Source organism: Chryseobacterium sp., assembly GCF_008014695.1.
GTDB lineage: Bacteria > Bacteroidota > Bacteroidia > Flavobacteriales > Weeksellaceae > Kaistella.
This window is the reverse complement of sequence record NZ_VOXE01000001.1, coordinates 527,429-546,922: the sequence shown is the minus strand read 5'-3', so window position 1 is coordinate 546,922 and position 19,494 is coordinate 527,429. Positions and strand designations below refer to the sequence as shown.

The 19,494-nt window shown below is 42.8% G+C and carries 13 protein-coding genes; 3 read left to right on the top strand and 10 right to left on the bottom strand.

Going from position 1 to position 19,494, the window contains the following annotated elements; genetic code table 11:
- Positions 1–40 precede the first annotated feature (40 nt).
- The 8 genes from FUA25_RS02610 to FUA25_RS02575 all read right to left on the bottom strand — a co-directional run bounded on the left by FUA25_RS02610 (position 41) and on the right by FUA25_RS02575 (position 12,719).
- Positions 41–1,381, bottom strand: a complete 1,341-nt coding sequence (locus FUA25_RS02610; RefSeq protein ID WP_410493457.1) for a M28 family metallopeptidase — start codon at positions 1,379–1,381, stop codon at positions 41–43.
- Positions 1,381–2,412, bottom strand: a complete 1,032-nt coding sequence (locus tag FUA25_RS02605) for a threonine aldolase family protein (RefSeq protein ID WP_147755332.1) — start codon at positions 2,410–2,412, stop codon at positions 1,381–1,383. The genes FUA25_RS02610 and FUA25_RS02605 overlap by 1 nt, the downstream gene beginning before the upstream one ends.
- A 102-nt stretch (positions 2,413–2,514) precedes the next feature.
- Entirely contained in the window at positions 2,515–3,954 is a 1,440-nt protein-coding gene (locus FUA25_RS02600) for a glycoside hydrolase family 30 protein (RefSeq protein ID WP_147755331.1), read from the bottom strand.
- Positions 3,955–3,964: 10 nt separating this feature from the next.
- Positions 3,965–4,798 (bottom strand): family 16 glycosylhydrolase, encoded by an 834-nt coding sequence (locus FUA25_RS02595; RefSeq protein WP_185146642.1) that lies wholly within the window; start codon positions 4,796–4,798, stop codon positions 3,965–3,967.
- Positions 4,799–4,801: 3 nt separating this feature from the next.
- The gene (locus FUA25_RS02590) at positions 4,802–7,030 is read right to left on the bottom strand and encodes a glycoside hydrolase family 3 N-terminal domain-containing protein (RefSeq protein WP_147755330.1); all 2,229 of its coding nucleotides are present in this window, start codon (positions 7,028–7,030) and stop codon (positions 4,802–4,804) included.
- A gap of 9 nt (positions 7,031–7,039) precedes the next feature.
- Positions 7,040–8,482 carry a glycoside hydrolase family 30 protein gene (locus FUA25_RS02585; protein ID WP_147755329.1) on the bottom strand — a complete coding sequence of 481 codons (1,443 nt, stop codon included), beginning with the start codon at positions 8,480–8,482 and terminating at the stop codon, positions 7,040–7,042.
- A complete protein-coding gene (locus FUA25_RS02580; protein WP_147755328.1) occupies positions 8,482–9,933 on the bottom strand; it encodes a RagB/SusD family nutrient uptake outer membrane protein in 1,452 nt (483 codons plus the stop codon). Before FUA25_RS02580 ends, FUA25_RS02585 begins: the two co-directional genes overlap by 1 nt.
- Before the next feature lie 17 nt (positions 9,934–9,950).
- Entirely contained in the window at positions 9,951–12,719 is a 2,769-nt protein-coding gene (locus tag FUA25_RS02575) for a SusC/RagA family TonB-linked outer membrane protein (protein ID WP_147755327.1), read from the bottom strand.
- Between the two features lie 202 nt (positions 12,720–12,921).
- Here FUA25_RS02575 and FUA25_RS02570 point away from each other — a divergent pair, with 202 nt between their 5' ends.
- The 3 genes from FUA25_RS02570 (at position 12,922) to FUA25_RS02560 (ending at position 16,120) form a co-directional block, all read left to right on the top strand.
- Entirely contained in the window at positions 12,922–14,118 is a 1,197-nt protein-coding gene (locus tag FUA25_RS02570; protein ID WP_228411625.1) for an MFS transporter, read from the top strand.
- A gap of 11 nt (positions 14,119–14,129) precedes the next feature.
- Positions 14,130–14,873 carry an NUDIX hydrolase gene (locus FUA25_RS02565; RefSeq protein ID WP_147755326.1) on the top strand — a complete coding sequence of 248 codons (744 nt, stop codon included), beginning with the start codon at positions 14,130–14,132 and terminating at the stop codon, positions 14,871–14,873.
- Between the two features lie 65 nt (positions 14,874–14,938).
- Positions 14,939–16,120 (top strand): acyl-CoA dehydrogenase family protein, encoded by a 1,182-nt coding sequence (locus FUA25_RS02560; RefSeq protein ID WP_147755325.1) that lies wholly within the window; start codon positions 14,939–14,941, stop codon positions 16,118–16,120.
- Between the two features lie 58 nt (positions 16,121–16,178).
- Here FUA25_RS02560 and FUA25_RS02555 read toward each other — a convergent pair whose 3' ends face one another.
- Both FUA25_RS02555 and FUA25_RS02550 read right to left on the bottom strand, forming a co-directional pair.
- Entirely contained in the window at positions 16,179–18,908 is a 2,730-nt protein-coding gene (locus FUA25_RS02555; RefSeq protein ID WP_147755324.1) for a PD-(D/E)XK nuclease family protein, read from the bottom strand.
- Positions 18,905–19,447, bottom strand: coding sequence for a DUF922 domain-containing protein (locus tag FUA25_RS02550; RefSeq protein WP_228411624.1), 543 nt, complete (start codon positions 19,445–19,447; stop codon positions 18,905–18,907). Before FUA25_RS02550 ends, FUA25_RS02555 begins: the two co-directional genes overlap by 4 nt.
- Positions 19,448–19,494 lie beyond the last annotated feature (47 nt).

The window sequence follows — 19,494 nt, the reverse complement described above, 5'->3', positions numbered from 1 at the left end:
TATAAATAAGAGATCCGCTCAAAATGTTGAGCGGATCTTTTTATCTCGATATCTTTGGAATGACGGCTAAACTTTCATTTCCAGATTCCGAAACCGATTGCACGGCAAACAGGAAGTTATCCTTTGAATAAGGAATGATGGTGGTGGTATCTTTCGTGAAAATCCGTTCTGTCCAGGTCGAACTGTCGGTTTCCCGCACTAAAATCAGGTATCCTTTAACATTGCCTGTTTTGGGCTTTTCCCAACTCAGTTTTGTGGAATTTGAAAGCTCTTTTACATCCATTAAAACATTTTCCGGAGTGGCAGGAGATTTAGCCAGATTGGCTAAAACCGCTACATTTACAGCGCTATTGCTTTTCAGATATTCAAAATCCATAAACTCCATTAAATCTCCGTATTTTTTACCATTTTCGGTTCGCAAGTCCTGATGTTGGTGATCGAAATTTTCATAATAATCGGTTAAGCGTACTGCGGTAAAACCGTTATTGACAAACGGTGTATGATCTCCGCCGCGTAAAAAACGGTCATTTCGGTAAATCAATTTAATATCAATGTTTTTAACGTATTTCTCGCCGGTCTCTTTTACATATCGTGCGAGTTGCCGCGCTGCACCATCGTTCTCCAAACCAAAATTTCTGATGCTTACAGCAGATTTTTCGGTGTCGTAAGCCGGTAAACCTTCACTGAAAACACGCAGTTTCGGCGTTCCGGAGTTCTCAGGCGCATCAAAACGGTTGTTCCCTATCATATCATTGTTTAAGACCGCAAGAATTTCCCAGTTTTCAGCCTTTGCTTTATCGGCAAGCATTTTAGATCCCAGAAGACCCTGCTCTTCCCCACTCACCGCGACAAAAAGGATGGAAACCGGAAACTTTGATGCACTTAAAATTCTGGCACTTTCAATGACCGCTGCTACTCCGCTCCCGTCATCATTCGCGCCCGGTGCGTAAGCTTCAGAATCCATAACATCGGAAACCCTGGAATCCAGATGTCCTGAAATGATGATGACCCTTTTGTCATTGGGATCTGTTCCCTTTAAAAAAGCAACAGCATTGCCGAGATTGGTAACTTTGCTGATGCGTTTGCCGTCGGGCTGCAAATCCTGATTTTGGAGATACACCTCCATTCGGCCGCCGGATTTTTCAGCATAATTTCTGAACTTCGAAAGTACCCAGGTTCGGGCCGCCCCAATTCCGCGGTTTTTATCGGTGGTCGAACTCATCGTATGACGGGTTCCGAAACTCACCAGTTTTTCAACATGATGTTGAAGCGAATCCTTATTTACATGTTGAACATATCTTTCTATTTCAGCATCCTTCTTCTGAATTTGGGCACTCACCGTTACGGAAGCGAATAGGCTTAAAAATAACACACGTTTGATCATTTTAATTTTTTGATATGGTTAACAAAAATTTCCGTCATTTCCTCAGTAGTCGCCCAGGAAGTGATAAGTCTGATGGCCGATTTCTCTTCATCAATTTTTTTCCAGACGTAGAAGTCAAAGTTTTCAGAGAGCTGCGCAATCTGGTCTTGACTCAAAATAGGAAAGATCTGATTCGTAAAGGTTTCCGATAGAAAACCGCAACCGATTTGCTGAAAAGCGTCTTTAATTTTCATCGCCTGCCGGTTGGCATGCTTTGCCAGTTCAAAATAAAGATCATCTTTCAGTAATTCCTGAAACTGAAGGCCCAAAAGTCTTCCTTTTGCGAGCATCGCACCTTTCTGTTTGATATGAAAACCGAATTCTTCCTGCAGTTTTTCATTGTTGATGATGATGGCTTCGCCGAGAAGGGCTCCGTTTTTGGTTCCGCCCAGATAAAAAGCATCGGTGTATTTTGCGAAGTCTTCCAACGTTACATCATAGTTTTCCGACATTAAAGCGTTTCCGAGACGCGCACCGTCTAGATATAAATATAGTTTGTTCTCTTTACAAAAATCAGATAAATTCCGGAGTTCTTCTTTTGTATACACCGTACCGATTTCCGTGGCATTTGAAATGTAGACGAGTTTCTGTTTCACCTGATGGGGCTTGTTCTGATGAACCTCCAATATTTTTTGGATCTGTTCCGGCGTTATTTTTCCGTCTGCAGTGCTGATTCCGTGAACTTTATGCCCGCTGGATTCAATCGCTCCGCTTTCATTCGTGAAGATATGGCCGGTTTCTGCAGCAACAACGCTCTCGTGAGGCCTTAAAAAGGCAGAAATCACAATAAGATTTGCCTGAGTCCCGCCCGAAACAAAATAGACTTTTGAGTGTGGGCTTTTGATTTTGTACTGAATCATTTTTTCGGCACTGAGGCAGAATTCATCATGGCCATAACCGCTTTGCGGACTTAAATTGGTTTGAATCAGGGCTTCCAGAATCCTGGGATGGCAGCCTTCGGAATAATCGTTTTTAAAGGAAAATTTCATTCAATAAATGTATAAAAAATAAAATTTTTAGAGCAGAAATTGTTGGCAAACAAAGAGGAGCCGCTAAAATAACGGCTCCATCCTCATGAATGTAAAAATAAACTATAAAATTACGGTCTGTATAGAGTGTGCAGGGACAGAAAGTTTTGCGGCCTGTCCTTCAATCCAGAGATAAGCATCGGTATCGGTATCAGCTTCATTCATGATCACTGTTACCAGTTCGCCGTTTTCATTCATAAAAGCAGTGGAAATAATCGCCGCCCTGTTCGATGAATTCCCGATCCGCTGCGCTCCCGGCTGAATGTATTTGGAAACCTGACCGATGTAATAATATTCGTACGTGTAGTGCACTTCTCCGGATTTTGTATCCGCGATGATCGGTGCGAAACAGAAATTACCGACATGATTCGGACCGCCGGTTTCATCGAGCAGGACATTCCAGTCGGTCCAGAGTGCCGTTCCTTTGTTGAAATCGGTGAGCATGTTTCTGCCGTATAATTCTCCTAAGGAAACATCATAAATACCGTCCATTCTGAATTTTTCTTTACAGCCTTCGGTAAAAGCCAGAAATTTATCGGGAAACGCGCGCTGGATTTCGCCCAGATTGTCGAACAGCTGGGTTTTGTTGTTCCACGTTTCGTACCAGTGGTAACCGATTCCGTTTGCATATTTTGCCGTTTCTGGATCCTGCAGTGTGGTAGTAGCCCTTTGGTAAATCAGGTCACGGTTATGGTCCCAGATGATGACCTTTTTGTCCTTGAAACCGTTTTTCCATAAAGTCGGACCCAGATTATTTCTCAGGAAATCACCTTCTTCTTCCGCGGTATAAATACAGGATTCCCAGGTTTGGGTAGCCATCGGCTCGTTCTGAATGGTGAGGCCCCAGACATTGATTCCCCTTTTTTCGTACTCGTCGATGAATTTAATATAATAATCGGCCCAAGTCTGGTAATATTTATTTTCAAGCCTGCCTCCTTTCAGCATGTTGTTGTTGGATTTCATCCAGGCTGGCGGACTCCACGGTGAAAAATAGAAGGTAAACTGTTTTCCGATCATCCTCTGTGCCTCTTTAATCATCGGAATTTTAAATTTTTCGTCATGTGCTACTGAAAACGACTTGAGGGAAGCATCTCCGTCTTTAACATAGGTGTATGAACCGCTGGAAAAATCGCAGGAGTTCATATTGGTTCTCACCACGGTGTATCCCAGACCGTTTTTTCCGTAATACGCTTCCAGAATTTCTTTCTGTTTCGATTTCGGCATTTTGTAGAGGGTTTCGGCAGAAGCATCGGTAATGGCGCCGCCGATTCCGATTAATTTCTGATATTTAAAATCGGGATCTACAAAAATACAGGCATCGGTTTCCTTTGGCTGTGGAAGGCTCTCGAAGTGTACCGTTCCCTTATTCTGCAGCTTCTCCTGATTTGCTGCATTGGTCATGATGACTTTTGCGGTTTTTTTGGTATTGTTTTTCCAGTAATTCTGGGAATATCCGTTTAAAAAAGTGCCTATTAGGACACATGCTGTCAGCGTTTTTCTCATGTTCATTTTTTTATTGCTTATCATTCTTTTCCTGGACAGGTGCGTAGACCCTCACATAGTCGATATAGAATTTCTGTGGGAAAATGGAATCGTCAATCCCTTTCTGTCCGCCCCAGTTGCCGCCAACTGCCAAATTCAGAATCATAAAAAATGGCTGGTCAAAAGGCCAGGCGTCATATGTTTTTTCGGTGTTTACGTAGGTATAGTATTTAAGGTCATCCACATACATCTCGATTTTCTCCGGAGACCAGTCCATCCGATAGACATGAAATTTCTCTGAAGCATCTTTCACTTCAAGGGTATCGGTTTTCTGGGTATTGATGATGTGGTTGTATTTTTTGGTGTGCGCAGTCGCATGGATGAAGCCCTGATGGAATCCCACATGTTCCATAATGTCGAGTTCGCCGTCATCGGGCCATTCTTTCATGTTTTCGCTCATCATCCAGATTGCAGGCCAGGTTCCGCGGCCTTTCGGAAGTTTTGCACGGATTTCAAAGGTTCCGTATTTCCAGGAATGTTTTCCCCGTGTCATCAGTCTGGCGGAAGTATATTGGCTATTTTCCCACTGCTCTTTACGCGCTTCAATTATTAAATTCCCACCCTCCACTCTTGCGTTTTCCAGACGGTTTTTGGTATAAAACTGGGCTTCATTGTTGCCGTAGCCATTCCCACCCACTTCATAATTCCACTTGGTGGAATCGGGCAGCCCCGTATAATTGAATTCTTCGCTCCAAATGAGTTTTCTGCCGTCTCTGATTTCAGGAACATGTTTTCCACAAGCCGATAACAGCAGCGAAGCCAGTACTGCAGCGGAAATATTTTTAAAAATCACCATTGTATTCATGCTTTATTTTTTCCAGTAAATTCTTTTTGTCTGAACGTTTTCTGAATCGGTCCCGACCATGATGTCGAACTCTCCTTCTTCCCACTCGTAACTTAGCTGATCATCGTAAAATTTCAGGCTTTCTGGATTTAAACTGAAGGTTACGGTCCTGCGCTCCCCTTTTTTGAGGAAAATTTTCTGAAATCCTTTCAGTTCTTTCACGGGCCGCACTACTTTTCCCACCAAATCGCGGATGTAAAGCTGTACAACTTCTTCGCCATCAAAATTGCCGGTATTGGTAACGGTAACACTGATTTTCAACTCCTGATTCCCCGTTGGATGTTCTGAACTTAACTGAAAATCCGAATAGTTGAAATTTGTGTAACTCAGCCCGTAACCGAACGGATATTTCGGGTCATTGTCGAGATCGATATACGCAGAAACATAATTTCTGTCGGTGGATTTTGCAGCTGGCCTGCCGGTATTGTAATGGTTGTAGTAAACCGGGATCTGCCCTTCCGTTCTCGGAAAAGTCATCGGCAGTTTCCCACCGGGATTTACAGCTCCGAAAAGGACATCGGCAATGGAATTTCCGGCTTCAGTTCCTAGCCACCACGTATACATGATCGTCGGAATATGATCTGCAGCCCAGTCGAAAACCAATGGCCTTCCGGCATTGATCAACAGAACGCTCGGTTTTCCGGTTTTGGAAATTTCTTTCAGAAGTTCTTCCTGTACTCCGGAAAAATGAATATTGCTTCGGCTTTTCGCTTCACCGCTCATGTTAGGCCCTTCTCCTAAAGTCATGATCACGACATCGGCATTTCTGGCAGTTTCTACAGCCTCCGCGAACATGGATCGGTCCTCGTCATCAACATTACTTCCCTTCGCATAGAGCAGGGTTGAATTCTTGCTGAGCTGGTTTTTAATACCGTCGTATTGGGAAATAATGCGGTCTTTGTCATCCTTGAACGGAACTGCCCAAAATCCGTGATTGGCTGTGGTCTCTTTGCCAAAAGGCCCGATCAGTGCAATGGTTTTTGTGGTTTTTGAAAGCGGAAGGATGCTAGTTTCGTTCTTTAGCAGCACAATGCTTTTGGAACCGAATTCGCGGCCGAATTTTCGGTGTTCGGGGTTGTTGGTTTGCTGTTTCTGTCTGTCATCATTACAGAATCTGAACGGATCATCAAAAAGTCCGAGTTCAAATTTTTTCGTTAACACGCGCCGCACTGCATCATCAATGATTTTGATGTCAATTGTTCCCTCTTTTACCAATTGCGGAAGATTTTCAATATAAGCCCGGCTTTCCATATCCATATCACTGCCAGCAAGTATGGCTTTCAGCGAGGCATCGGTCTTGTCTTTTGCATATCCGTGGTTCACCATTTCGCCTATACTTCCCCAGTCGGACACCACGAATCCTTTAAAACCCCATTTTCCTTTCAGAAGATCCCGCTGAATATAGGCATCAGCGGTAGCGGGAATACCGTTGATATCATTGAAAGAATTCATAAAAGTAGCCACTCCAGCTTCCGCGGCGGCTTTAAATGGCGGCAGGTATGTTTCATGGAGCTGTCTCAGACTCACATCAACGGAATTGTAATCCCTTCCGCCAACTGCCGCTCCGTAGGCTGCAAAATGTTTTGCACAGGCCATGACGGCATCAATATTTCCCAAGCCTTTTCCCTGAAAACCTTTTACACGCGCCACGCCGATCAAACTGCCGAGATAAGTATCCTCGCCACTGCCTTCCATCACCCGTCCCCAGCGTGGATCGCGGGAAATATCAACCATGGGTGCAAAAGTCCAGTGAATGCCGAATGCTGCAGCTTCAGTAGCGGCAATTCTTTCTGATTTTTCAATTAAATTGAGGTCCCAGCTTGCGGCCTGGCCGATATTGACCGGAAAAGTAGTGCGGAAACCGTGAATCACATCCTGACCGAAAAGAAGAGGAATCCTGAGCCTCGATTTCATGGCATATTCCTGTAACATGCGGGTTTGTGCAACAGATCGGACGTTCAATATGGATCCTAATTTCCCCTGCTGAATAAGGACAACTTTATCTTCATCCTTTTTCTGAAGAATCGGCCCAGTAAGATCTTCCCAATCTGAATTGAGCTGGCTGAGCTGTCCGGCTTTTTCTTCAACCGTCATTTTCGCCAGTAAATCGGAGACTTTTTGGTCAATGGATTTCTGGGCCGAAAACGGGCTTCCGAATCCCATGATGAAAATGGAAAGAAGAATTTTTTTCATGATGATTTTTTAAAAAACGTAAGTAGCCACCGATTTTCCGGGAATGGAAGTCGGAGCTGATCTTCCTTTAAATCTGATGTTGAAATCCTGCGGTTCCGGGTCCTCATTCTGAATGATCAGTACCTTCTTTCCGGCAGGCGTAAGAAATGATGCACTGGAAATACTACCGCTTTGGGTGGATGCAATCCGGACAGAATTTTGCGGAATAAATTTAGAAGCGTGCGCGATGATGTAATAAGCCACATTTTTCGTGTAACTATCAGAAGAGTTAATCGTGATCGCTCCTTTACATTCGGTACATCCGCCGGGAGTATGAGGATTGAAATCTGCATCGTTGGCAAGATTCCATTCAAGAGCGATTTTGCTCCAGTTTCTCATCGAACCGATGATGACATTTTTCATGTGCCAGTTGATCTCCTCATTGAAATTTCCCTTTGAACCGGTCCACTGTTCCGTGAAATAGAGATTTTTATCAGGATGCGCATTGTGAACGGTGCTTAAGGCGGAAATATCGCCTTCGTACAGGTGAAAAGCCGACCCGTCGATGTACTTTCTGGCTTCGGGGTCATCTAAAATATTGATGGCGTATTCGGGTTTGTTGCAGTTGTGATCATACACTACAATTTTGGTCGAAATTCCGGCATTTTTAAAGGCAGGACCCATATGGTTTTTAATAAATTCCTTCTGCATTTCCGAAGTCATCAGCAGGCTTGGATTGTTTCCCGGATGCAGTGGTTCGTTCTGCGGCGTAACCGCGTTGATCGTGATGCCCTCTTTTTTCATGCCCTGAATGTATTTCACGAAATAATTGGCGTAAACGCCATAAAATTCGGGTTTCAGACTGCCTCCTTTGGAATTTCCATTGTCTTTCATCCAAACCGGCGGTGACCATGGTGCTGCAATAATTTTAATGTGAGGATTGATGGTAAGAATTTCCTTCAGCATCGCAATTAATTTAGCATCTTTTTCCAGGCTGAAACGGGTTAAATTCAGATCTGTCTGCCCTGCAGGTATATCATCATAGGAAAATACTTCAGAATCCAGATCCGACGCTCCTACGCTCAACCGTAAATAACTTACCGATATCGCATCCGCAGAATTTCCGAAAATTCCTTTTAAAAGTTCTTTTCTTTTTGCAGCCGAGAGCCGGTTGATGACTTCAACACTTCCTCCGGTAAGGGTGTATCCAAACCCATCCACCGTCTGGAATTTTTGGGTATCATCGATTTCGATATTCTGAAAAATGTTCTGAGCATCTGAAAACTGAAAAGAATTCTGCTTTTGGAGCTTCACCGATTCATCACCTTTGGTGAGCCAATATTCTATTGTATTATTGGAATTCTGCGTTTCGGAAGCAATTCTGTTGCCACATGAGGCCAAAGAAAAAAGCGCTACACCGCAAAGTGCAGCACTTTTAAAAAACTGTTGATATGAAGTGTGTGTTTTGATCATTAATATCCTGGGTTTTGAACGAGGTTGGCATTTTTATCCATCTGCGCCTGCGGAATTGGCCATAATAATCTGTTTTGATTGAGACTGGAAGCATATGGAAGAACTACTCCGTTTCCGTTTTTCTGTTGCGAAAGAATCGCAATGGCTTTACCCGTTCTTTTCAGGTCAAACCATCGGTGGCCTTCAAAAGCGAGTTCCATTTTGCGCTCACTTAGGATTTTGTTGATTCCGTCATCCGCAGAAGCAATGGTGATTGGACTTAAACTGACCCTTGCACGAACCTGATTGACTAAAGATTCAGCACCATTCAAATCGCCTGTCCGCACATTGGCTTCTGCTTTCAGTAATAAAATGTCGGCATATCGCAAAAGGTAGAAATTTTGTGTTCCATCAGTTTTCCTCATTTTATAGGCAAAAGGAAAATGGTTACTTGGCCAGAAACTGTCGGACCAACTCACTGTAGTTGAAGAAAACCAGACTGAGGCATTCAGTCTTTGAGTATCGGCGGCATCCGTAAAGGTTTTTACCAAATCATTGGAAGGGGTGTTGAATTTTTTCCAGTCAGTTCCGTAGAACATTGAAGAGCCCCAAGCCCATATATTTCCACTGTTTCCGTCTGCTTCCCATATTGATTCGGCATTTGCTTCATGATTTCCGTCAAACAACTGGTCATAAACAGGAAGTAGAGAATATCCTGTCACCAAATCGCAATACTGCTTCACTTTAGCCCAATCCGGACTTGGCTTGGTAGCATTGACCTTTGCTAAAAGGGCGTAAGCCGCTCCTTTATTGGCTCTGTATTTTTGAGAATTGGCCGGAGCTGCAGCTATGGCGCCCTCCAAGTCAGAAATAATCATAGTATAGGCTTCCGTAACTGGTTTTCTGGTGGGGAAAGTCTGAGCGTAAACTTCATCAAAATTGGCAGCATTTACGGATGTAACTGCTTTTGTTACGAGTGGAACATCACCCCAAAGCTGAACGGCGTGAAAATAAGCCAAAGCTCTGAGAATTGAAGCTTCCGCTTTCATCTCTGTTTTCCGGGCGGGAGATACATCTGCAACACTATCAATATTATTAAGTATAATATTGCATTTAAAAATAAAAACATAGAGGTAATTCCAGTCTCTGTTGACATTAGAATTCGTTGATAAAATTCTATACTCGTCCTGCTGAAAATTCTGCACATTATCCGCCCCTGCATATGCCACATCGGTCTGGGAATCACCATTCATAAACTGGTCCAACTGCCAGTATTCCCCGCCAAATTCAGAATAAATGGAGGTCATTTTTTCTTCAGCATCTGCTGCATCTCTTATCGGTGCGGTCTCTACAACAATCTGATCAGTAATAGGTTCCGTATCCAGATATCCTGAGCAGGAATTCAGTGAAACAGCAGAGATTCCGAGAGCCAAAACTGATGCGAAATAAATTGATTTATGTTTTAGTATCATTTTGTTTGATTTAAATATTAGAAATTGGCTTTTAAGCCTACAATATAAGTCTGAACCTGAGGATAAGTACCGTAATCGATTCCGAAAACACCTGCTGTAGTGCTAAAAGCATTTACTTCCGGATCAAATCCCGTGTATTTTGTCCATGTTACCAGATTCTGTCCGGTTAGATATAAATTCAAACTGCTTACCCCTTTAAGAAGATTCTTAAAATTATAGCCCAGCGTAACCGCTTTTAATTTAATAAATGATCCGTCTTCAATAAATCTGTCGGAAAGATGGAGTGCATTTGGATCATTTGCTTTAGGAATATTGGTAATCTGGCCTGGTGTCGTCCAGCGGTCTAACACTACAGTCGACTGGTTTTTGAAATCATTCATCATTTCCAGATCAAGTCTTGAGGCATTGAAAATGTCATTTCCTTCTGAACCAGTAAATAAAACATCTAAATAGGCACCTTTGTAGGTGAAATTATTGGAGAAGCCAAAAGTGAATTTAGGATTTGGGTTTCCGATAAATGTTCGGTCTCCCGGATCAAAATCTCCGTTTCCATTTAAATCTTTGTAAAGCAAGGTACCGGTAGCAGGATCAACTTTGTCAACCATATAGCCAAAAAATGCCCCTACCGCCTGGTCCGCCTGTAATCTTACTGCCCTTTCACCAACAGTTTCCAATTGTACATCATCTATTATTTTTAAATAATTTATTTTGGTGATTTTATTTTTGTTGGATGAAATGTTAAAATTGGTGGACCACGAGAAATCTTCCCTTTTAAAATTCTGAGTGTTTAAACTAACTTCGATTCCTTTATTTTCCATGTCCCCAGCATTTTTCAGGAAAGGAAAATCAACTAATGGTAAAGTTATCGGAATAATTAAGTCTGAGGTTTTACGCTGATAAGCATCCAGAGTAAGTTTTATTTTTTGGTTTGCAAAACCCAGATCTACGCCGATATTGGTATCGGCAGTGGTTTCCCAGGTCAGATCACTGGTTTCTAACTGGCTGTAGTTCCATACCCCATTAGGTCCTAACTCGGTTAAACTGTTCAAAGCAAAATGTGCATAATCAGGAATTGCAGATACGTTGCCTGTCTTACCCCAACCTCCCCTGATTTTAAATTCTGAAACTACCGGACTGTCCTTTAGAAAATCCTCATTTGAGACCATCCAAGACGCCGAAACTCCGGGGAACAATCCCCATTTGTTTCCATCAGCGAGCTGGGAGGCTCCTGTTGCCCTGAATACGGCCATTAAGGTGTATTTATTGTTGAAGGTATACACTGCGCGTCCGAATTCGGACATATATCTTTTAAGATTCCGATTATAATACTCATGCGGGAATTTGGCAAGGTTTACATCAAACATTGTAGTTCCTTCCGGAAATTCATTTCCGGAAAAACCATGGAAGGTATATTTGTTTTCCTGAATAGAGTGTCCGAGCAACAGTGCCAAATCGTGTTTTCCGCTTTTGTAATTATAATTAAGCGTATTTTCCAGGAAATAGTTAGCCCAAACGGTATTGTTGTCGCTTCCAATTCCTTTGTTCTGCCTTCCGTAATTAGTGAGGTAACCGTTTGTGAACTTATCATTCTGTAAATCCACGATTTCATAACTCGCAGACGGTTTCCAGGTAAAACCTTTGGCAAGTCTCACCTCCAAACCTAAATTACTCATAAATCTGTTGGTGCTGAAATCGTCCTGTGATGACTGATAAGCGACTGGGTTTTCCCAGGACGACTGATAAGGATTTGGAGTAAACTGTCCCGGTTTATATCCGTCTAAAGGTTGCCCGTCGGTTCCCAGCGGAACTCCATTAACCTGGCTTCCGTAGATTGGAAGAAATGCAGGGGTATTCAATGCGCTTAATACCACTCCACCTCTTGCGGTACTTAAATTGTCTGAGGTATTCTGCAGTTGCGTGTTGAAGTAATTCAAACTCGTATTAAGCTTCAGCCAAGGTGCAAGATCAGCATCCAGATTTACTTTTGCGGAGACCCTGTCAAACTTCGAAGGCTTAATAATACCACTGATTCCCTGATATCCTAACGCGGTATACACCCTAACTCCGTCGGATCCGAAAGCATATGATACATTATAATTCTGGTCGAAACCGGTCTGGTAAACTTCATCCTTCCAGTTGGTGTTGATTCCGGCATATTTCGGATCGTTGGCGGTAATTAAATAATTGGGATTTATTTCGCCGATCAGCGTTTTATATTGGTCTAAATTCAGTACATCAATATTGTTGACGACCTTAGAAACTCCCCAGTACGCATTGAAACTCAGCTGCGGTGTTCCTGATTTTCCTTTTTTAGTGGTAACAATCACGACTCCCGAACTTCCGTTTACTCCATATATTGCTGTTGATGTTGCATCTTTCAGAACGGTCATCTCAACAATATCATTGGGGTTAATCCCGGAAATATCATAGGTCTGAATTCCATCAACTACATACAGAGGATTGGTATCAGATGAAATGGAGTTGTTTCCGCGGATTTTCACCTGCATGGCCGCACCCGGTTTTCCGGAGGGCTGAACCACCTGAACTCCCGATGCATTTCCCTGAAGTGCCTGTGCTGCATTGTAAATGGGCCGCTCAGCAAAAGCATCAGCTTTTACCGTGGATACGGCACTTGTTAACTGTTGTTTCTTTACACTGCCATACCCAATCAGTACCACCTCTTCAATACTTTTTTCCTGTAGAGAATCCTGGACCTGAGCATTCACGTTCGAGGTAAAGTAAAGTGCCGCAATGAGTCCGAGACTTTTTGAATACTTAAATTTCATATTGTTAGTTTTTGTTTTCTCAAATTGAGACAATAAATTTATTTAATTTTTCTTAACAATGCATCTTTTTTTTAATTATTTCAGTTTTTGCAGTATTTTTGGGGCTTTCAATGCCTGAACTTCCTTGGGATCCTTAAAAAAATGCCGTTTTTTCAGTTTCTGTTTTAACGAAAGATTAAGGATTTGTGAAATTTTAACCAAAATGTTCTTAAAATCGTCAACCATATCGCTGCCGCTGCAGTTGAGTTTTCTCATCTTCTCTATGGTACTCAACTGTATGGGAATTGTAATCCTGCAGTTGGCCGGAAGCGGAATTTCTTATGCGAAACTGGGAATATTGGAAGCTTTTAAGGATTTGCCGATTGCCCTCATATCTTTATTTGCTGCAGGCTTCATCACCCGTTTTGGCGGCAAAAAATCTTTAACCTTTTCGCTTTTGGTGGTGGGCTGCTGCTGTTTTCTGCTGCCACTTGTTGAAGCATTCTGGTTTTTCAAGATCTGGTTTACTGTAATAGGTCTGTGTTTTGCCATTGCGAAAATCTCCGTTTACGGCATTATCCGGAACAGTATTTCCTCGGAATCGCTTCTAGCCAAAGTCATGAGCAGCGTTGAAGCGTCTTTTATGATCGGTATTTTTGTGGTGAATATAGGGTTTGGATGGCTGATTTCGAGTGCATATTCCGACTACTGGAAATACGGATTCTGGCTGATTTCGCTTTTGGCTTTTCTTACGGTCTTGCTCCTTCAGAGATCGGTAACCAACCTCAGGATCACCACAGAAAATAAAGGTTCCATAATCACTGTTTTTAAGTTTTTTACCAAAAAAAATCTGCTTTTTTTCCTCACGGTTTTCTGTATTGTATTTATAGAACAGAACTTCAATTCCTGGCTTCCCTCCTTTTATAAAATCCATCTGGGTGTCAATTCTTTTTTTGCTTTGCAGGCGACCGCATTTCTGGCCTTATTTTCTTACATCGGCCGGATGGTGACCTCCAGAATTATTCAGAATTTTTCCCTGTCACGGTACTTTTCTTTTTGTGTGCTGCTTTTACTCTCCGTTTTGCTCTCCGCTCACTTTCTTCTGCTGAACGGATTTCAGCAGATTTCACTGTTCCTGTTTCCGCTGATCGGACTGTTTTTGGCGCCACTCTATCCGGTCGTCAGTTCCGGAATGATCACAACCGTATCCAGGAGCGATGTGAATGTGTTCACTTCCATCCTCGTTATTTTTTCTTCATTGGGCAGCTCATTCGGTTCGGTAAGCATGTCCCTTATTTTTCAGTATGATTACGGTAAGGATTATGCACTGCTGATTTCAGGTGCAGCAGTCATCCTTTTTGTGATAAGTTTTTTGTATTTCCGGTATCATGCTTCCGAAAAAACTAAAAAAAATATTTAATTTTGTCCGCTATGAACATTGATGATTCGAAAATCAAGCAAAATCTGCAGGAACTTATTGAAACCAAAGATTTTGTACAGCACATTTCGGTGGACTGTGCCATTTTCGGCTTTCATGAAGGAATTCTGAAAATTCTGCTTCTTAAATACCACGATCTTGACCTCTGGGCACTTCCGGGCGGATTTGTTTTTAATGATGAAGATCTCCGGGAAGCTGCATCGCGCGTACTGCACGAAAGGACTCATCTTTCGGATATTTTCCTTGAACAGTTTCATACTTTTGGCAGGATCAGCCGCACCGAGAACAATGTGCACCGTACGTTGCTGAAAAACAAAAATATAGAGGTTCCCGACGACCACTGGATTTTTCAGCGGTTTATCACCGTTGGCTACTGTAGCCTCATCGATTTTACTTTGGTCAATACGTTTCCCGACGCCTTTAATGAAAGCTGCGCCTGGTTTGAAGTGACTAACCTTCCGAGCATGGCTTTCGATCATGAAAGGATCATCAGCACCGGTCTCGAATATCTCAGAAAAAACATCGATACACAGATCGTTGCCAGCAATCTGCTCCCCGAAAAGTTCACGATGAAAGAACTTCAGACCGTTTATGAAACCGTGTTGGGCGAAAAATTCAGACGGAATAATTTCCAGAGGAAAATTCTGGCACTCAATTCCCTCGAAAGGCTCGAAAAGCTTTTTGACGGCTCCGCCAACAAAGCGCCTTATCTCTATAAATTCGCGGAAAAAAAATAAAATTTTTCACCCCGTAAATTTCGCCATCTTTCTGAAAAAACCTAATTTTAGCCAAACAAAAAAATATGTCATACTACCCGCTCACAACCATACCGGATTACTTTTTAATGGATGAACTTTTAACGGATGAACACAAGTTGATCCGGCAGTCTGTCCGCGACTGGGTAGAGAGTTTTGTGATGCCGAAAATCGATGAAGCAGCACAGCAACATACCGATATTCCGGGACTGATGAAAGAATTGGGGAAAATTGGTGCTTTAGGACCGTACATTCCGGTGGAATACGGCGGTTCCGGGCTGGATCAGATTTCTTACGGACTCATTATGCAGGAACTGGAAAGAGGCGATTCCGCCATCCGTTCTGCAGCTTCGGTGCAGAGTTCACTGGTCATGTTCCCAATCAACGAATTCGGGTCTGAGGAGCAGAAAATGAAATTCCTGCCGAAACTTGCTTCCGGCGATATGATAGGCGCATTCGGACTCACAGAGCCGAACCACGGTTCCGATCCGGGTTCGATGGAGACCTATTTTAAAGACAACGGTGACCATTATCTGCTGAACGGTGCCAAAATGTGGATTACCAATGCCCCGCTTTGCGACATCGCAGTTGTTTGGGCGAAAAATGAAGAAGGAAAAGTTCAGGGTCTGATCGTAGAACGGGATTTTGAAGGGTTTACAACGCCTGAAACCCACAACAAATGGAGTCTGCGTGCTTCCAAAACGGGCGAACTCGTTTTCAATGACGTGAAAGTTCCCAAAGAAAATTTATTACCGAAAGTTTCCGGATTAAAAGGGCCATTATCATGTCTGAATTCTGCGCGTTACGGCATTTCCTGGGGCGTAATCGGTGCTGCGGTTGACTGCTACTGCACCGCACTTCAATATGCAAAGGAAAGAAAGCAGTTCGGCAAACCGATCGCTTCTTTCCAGCTTCAGCAGAAAAAATTGGCCGAATTCTTAACGGAAATTACAAAAGCGCAGCTGCTTTGCCTGCAGTTGGGAAAACTTAAAAATGACCATAAAGCAACACCGGCCCAGATTTCGATGGCGAAAAGAAACAACGTAAAAATCGCAATCGATATTGCAAGAGAATCAAGACAGATTCTTGGTGGTATGGGAATTATGGGTGAATTCCCTATGATGCGCCATGCCGCGAATCTGGAGTCTGTTATTACCTACGAAGGCACCCACGATATCCATCTTCTGATCACCGGAATGGATGTAACGGGCATTAATGCTTTCGGCTAGAACATATTATGATCACTGAAAGCCTTTCAATTCATTTTGAAAGGCTTTTTTTTGAAATTTATTCGGCGTAGCTCACTTTTACTTCCTCCACAAAATCAATTTCGGGATTAAGGATATCTAGAATTACATTTCTGATTGATTTCATCGGTGTTTCGAGAAGGCTTTTGGAGATAGCGTTTTCTTTGAATACCCGAAGGTTCTGTACGCCCTTCTGTACTTCCGCAAAACTCCAGATGCCACATTCTATGCTGTTATCAGGAAAATCGCCGGATTCCAGAATCGAATAGGCATACAGACTCAGCTGCATCGCCTGTTTGTTCTCTTCCTTTGAAAATAATCTTTCGGTTTTTTCGAAATCCTCTTCCCTTTTCGGGATATTGATAGCCAGATTTTTCGTTTTTGCGGTTTTATAATCAATGATGCGCAAATTACCGTTCAGCCGGTCGATGCGGTCAATGAAACCATAGAAAGCGACTTTATCTGTTTTTTCCTCATTCAGAAAAAAATCGATGTTTTCAAATTTATTTTCAACGGCAATGATTTCGATGGTGTTCCCGTTTTCCAGAAGTTTTCGGTCGTAATCAACAATGCTTTTAACAATCCGCTGTGCAATGGATTTGTGGATGTAATTGATACCGGTTTCGTAGAACTCAGTCTGGTGTCTGAGCTTTTCAATGGCTCCGTCAATGACTTTAAGCAGTGATTCCGGTGAAAATTCTAAATCATTTACAGATAGTGTTTTACCTTCTAATACTTCATAAATATCTTGAAGAGCGTAATGAACGAGATTCCCGTAACTGCGCTGCGAGAGTTCTTCTTCAATTTCTTCTGATTCCTTTGTATTCAGGATCTTCGTCAGATAAAAATCGACGGGATTGTACAGATAAGAAGTAAGGTGAGAAGCCGAAACCCGGGTCTTCCAGATCTCCAGTTTTTCCAGAACTTTTCCGGTTTTTTTGATCCGGATGGGATCTTTCTGAATCGGTTCGGTCGTGTTTTCAATGATCAGATGACGGATTTCGTGCGGACTTTCAAATTCCATCTGGGTGATGAACCGGCTTTTTTCTCCTGTATTGACTCCTGAACTTAAGGCGTTGTACAGCAGATGCACATTCTTCGAATCCTGAATCAGCCGGTAAAAATGATAGGCATAAATGCTGTCGTTTTCCAGGAAAGTATGAAGCTGGAAATGATTCCTGACCTCAAACGGGAGATACGTATTCTGCGAATTCCCCAGAGGCAGTTTCCCTTCATTTACCGAAAGCAGGATAATATTCTCAAAATTGAGAAGCCGGGTTTCCAGGAGCCCCATTACCTGTAGCCCCTGAAGCGGCTCGCCCTGGAAATCTATCGATTCTGAACTCAAAAGCTGATTGATGAGCACTTCCAAAGTCTCCATCTTCACCTCAAAGGAATACGGCGCGATCTGGTTTTTAATGATTTTGAAAATCTTCTCAAAATGCGAAACATTTTCATACTGAATGTCGTCCAGTTCCGTGAATTTCAGTTCGAAACAGAAACGGATCAGAAGGTCCAGAAACGCATTAACCGACTCAGGCTTTTCAAAAAGTGCGTAATAGGAAAGGTTTTGTAACGATTCCTTCAGCTGTTTCGCCGAGATATAAACGATATTTCGCTCCTCAATAAACGATTTGAAGTCAGCAATGATCTTTTTTTCACCATCGCTGTTCGGCAGTTCTTCCAGAACCGTCAGGACATCACTGTAATAGTAGGAGGATTTTTTCTTTTCCAGTTGCTTCTGCAGATAAAAAAGCTGTTTCACTGCCTGGCTAAACCCCAGGTTCTTCAGCGGAAATCCCATCGTAATGTTCAGGAATTCCACAGAACTGAGGGCATCAAGACTGGCCGGAAGAAGGTTTTCATCAAGAAGTACAACCGCCGTATTCGTCAGATGTTCATCGTTGATCTCCTTGAATATTTCCGGCAGGACCTTCGTCTGCGAAATATTCCCCGAAACTTCATAAACACTGATATTTTTGGGCTGTACAAAATCGTTTTCGATCCAGTGAAAACTCCTGCTATTGTTGAACTCCTTCCATTTCAGATGGTTTCTGAGAAAGATACCGGCTTCCTGTTTTTCGTCTTTAACGTAATATTCATCGGCCTGAAAAAAGACCTGTGCTTTGTCCCACTGCAAAAGGTTTTTTACAAGCTGTTCCTCGGCCGGGGTAAAGGCATTGAAACCGCAGAAAACAAATTTCCGGTCTGTTTGCTGGGCGAAATCACTGATTTTATCCTTTGCGGCTTTGTGGATCATTCCGGCAGTCGCATGGTTTTGTTCCTGAAGTTTTTCTTTGAGCAAAGGCAGGAATGCACTCATCTTCCGCCAGAAATTAAGGAATTTTTTCCTTGGTATTTCATCGGACTCCCCCAGGTTTTCGGACCAGTTCTTGATCCTTTCCTCATCAAACAGATATTCGAGGACCGCCTGGTCATCGTCTGAAAACTTCAGGATATCGTCCCAGTCTTTCAGAAGGGTCGGAAACCATTTCAGAAAAACCGAAAAATCTTCGGCAGGATGCTGTGTGCGGTAAACCTCATAGGCATACAACCAAAGAGGGATTCCCTGAAAGCTTTGCTTTCCGGCAAGCTCCTGTATCAGGTCTTCGATGGTGAAGAATTCAGGCAGAAAACCGGAATACTGCTTTTCCCTCAGTATTTTCTTGATGAAAACGATCGGTCTTTTTCCGGGTAAAACGATGCTGAAATCAGACAGATCCCCGCTTTGAGACAGCAGCTCGGTGACAATTTTATTCAAAAATTTCAAGATTCCTGGTATTGTTGGTATTTGTTGAGTTCTGCAGCGATGTAGGTGTTGAATTCCAACTGTTTTTCTTTATTGGTTCCGTGTCTGGTCTCACCGTCGTACCGGTCCTGGAATTTCTGATAATCGGCAAAATACCGGTTGTACAAAGGTTTGAAATACCGGTCGAAATCGCGTGAAGTCTTTATTTTTTCTGCGATTTCCTTGCGGAGTTTTCGGGCGAACAGTTCGGCGATATCAAAATGTTTCTGTTCATGGTTCAGCACTTCTTCATTGATCTTCAGGGGATCTTTCCATGATTTTTCCGGACTGAAAACGGTCTGCAGTTTGATATCGATCCTGGCGTTCGGATTGGTGGATTTCATTCCGGTATACATCCACCCGCAATAGGTATAGGCCACTACATTGTCGCCGCCGGTTTCGTTTTTAATGCCCTGGAAGTTCTCCCAAACCAGTGGCGCTCCTTCTTTCCAGAAGATTTTCTGGGCAGAGAGAAAATGGGTGAGCATTAAGGCCGTGATGATTAAAAATTTTTTTTTCATATTTGAATGTGCGGTTTATTGAGATAAAGTTCCCCAATTAGAAGCTT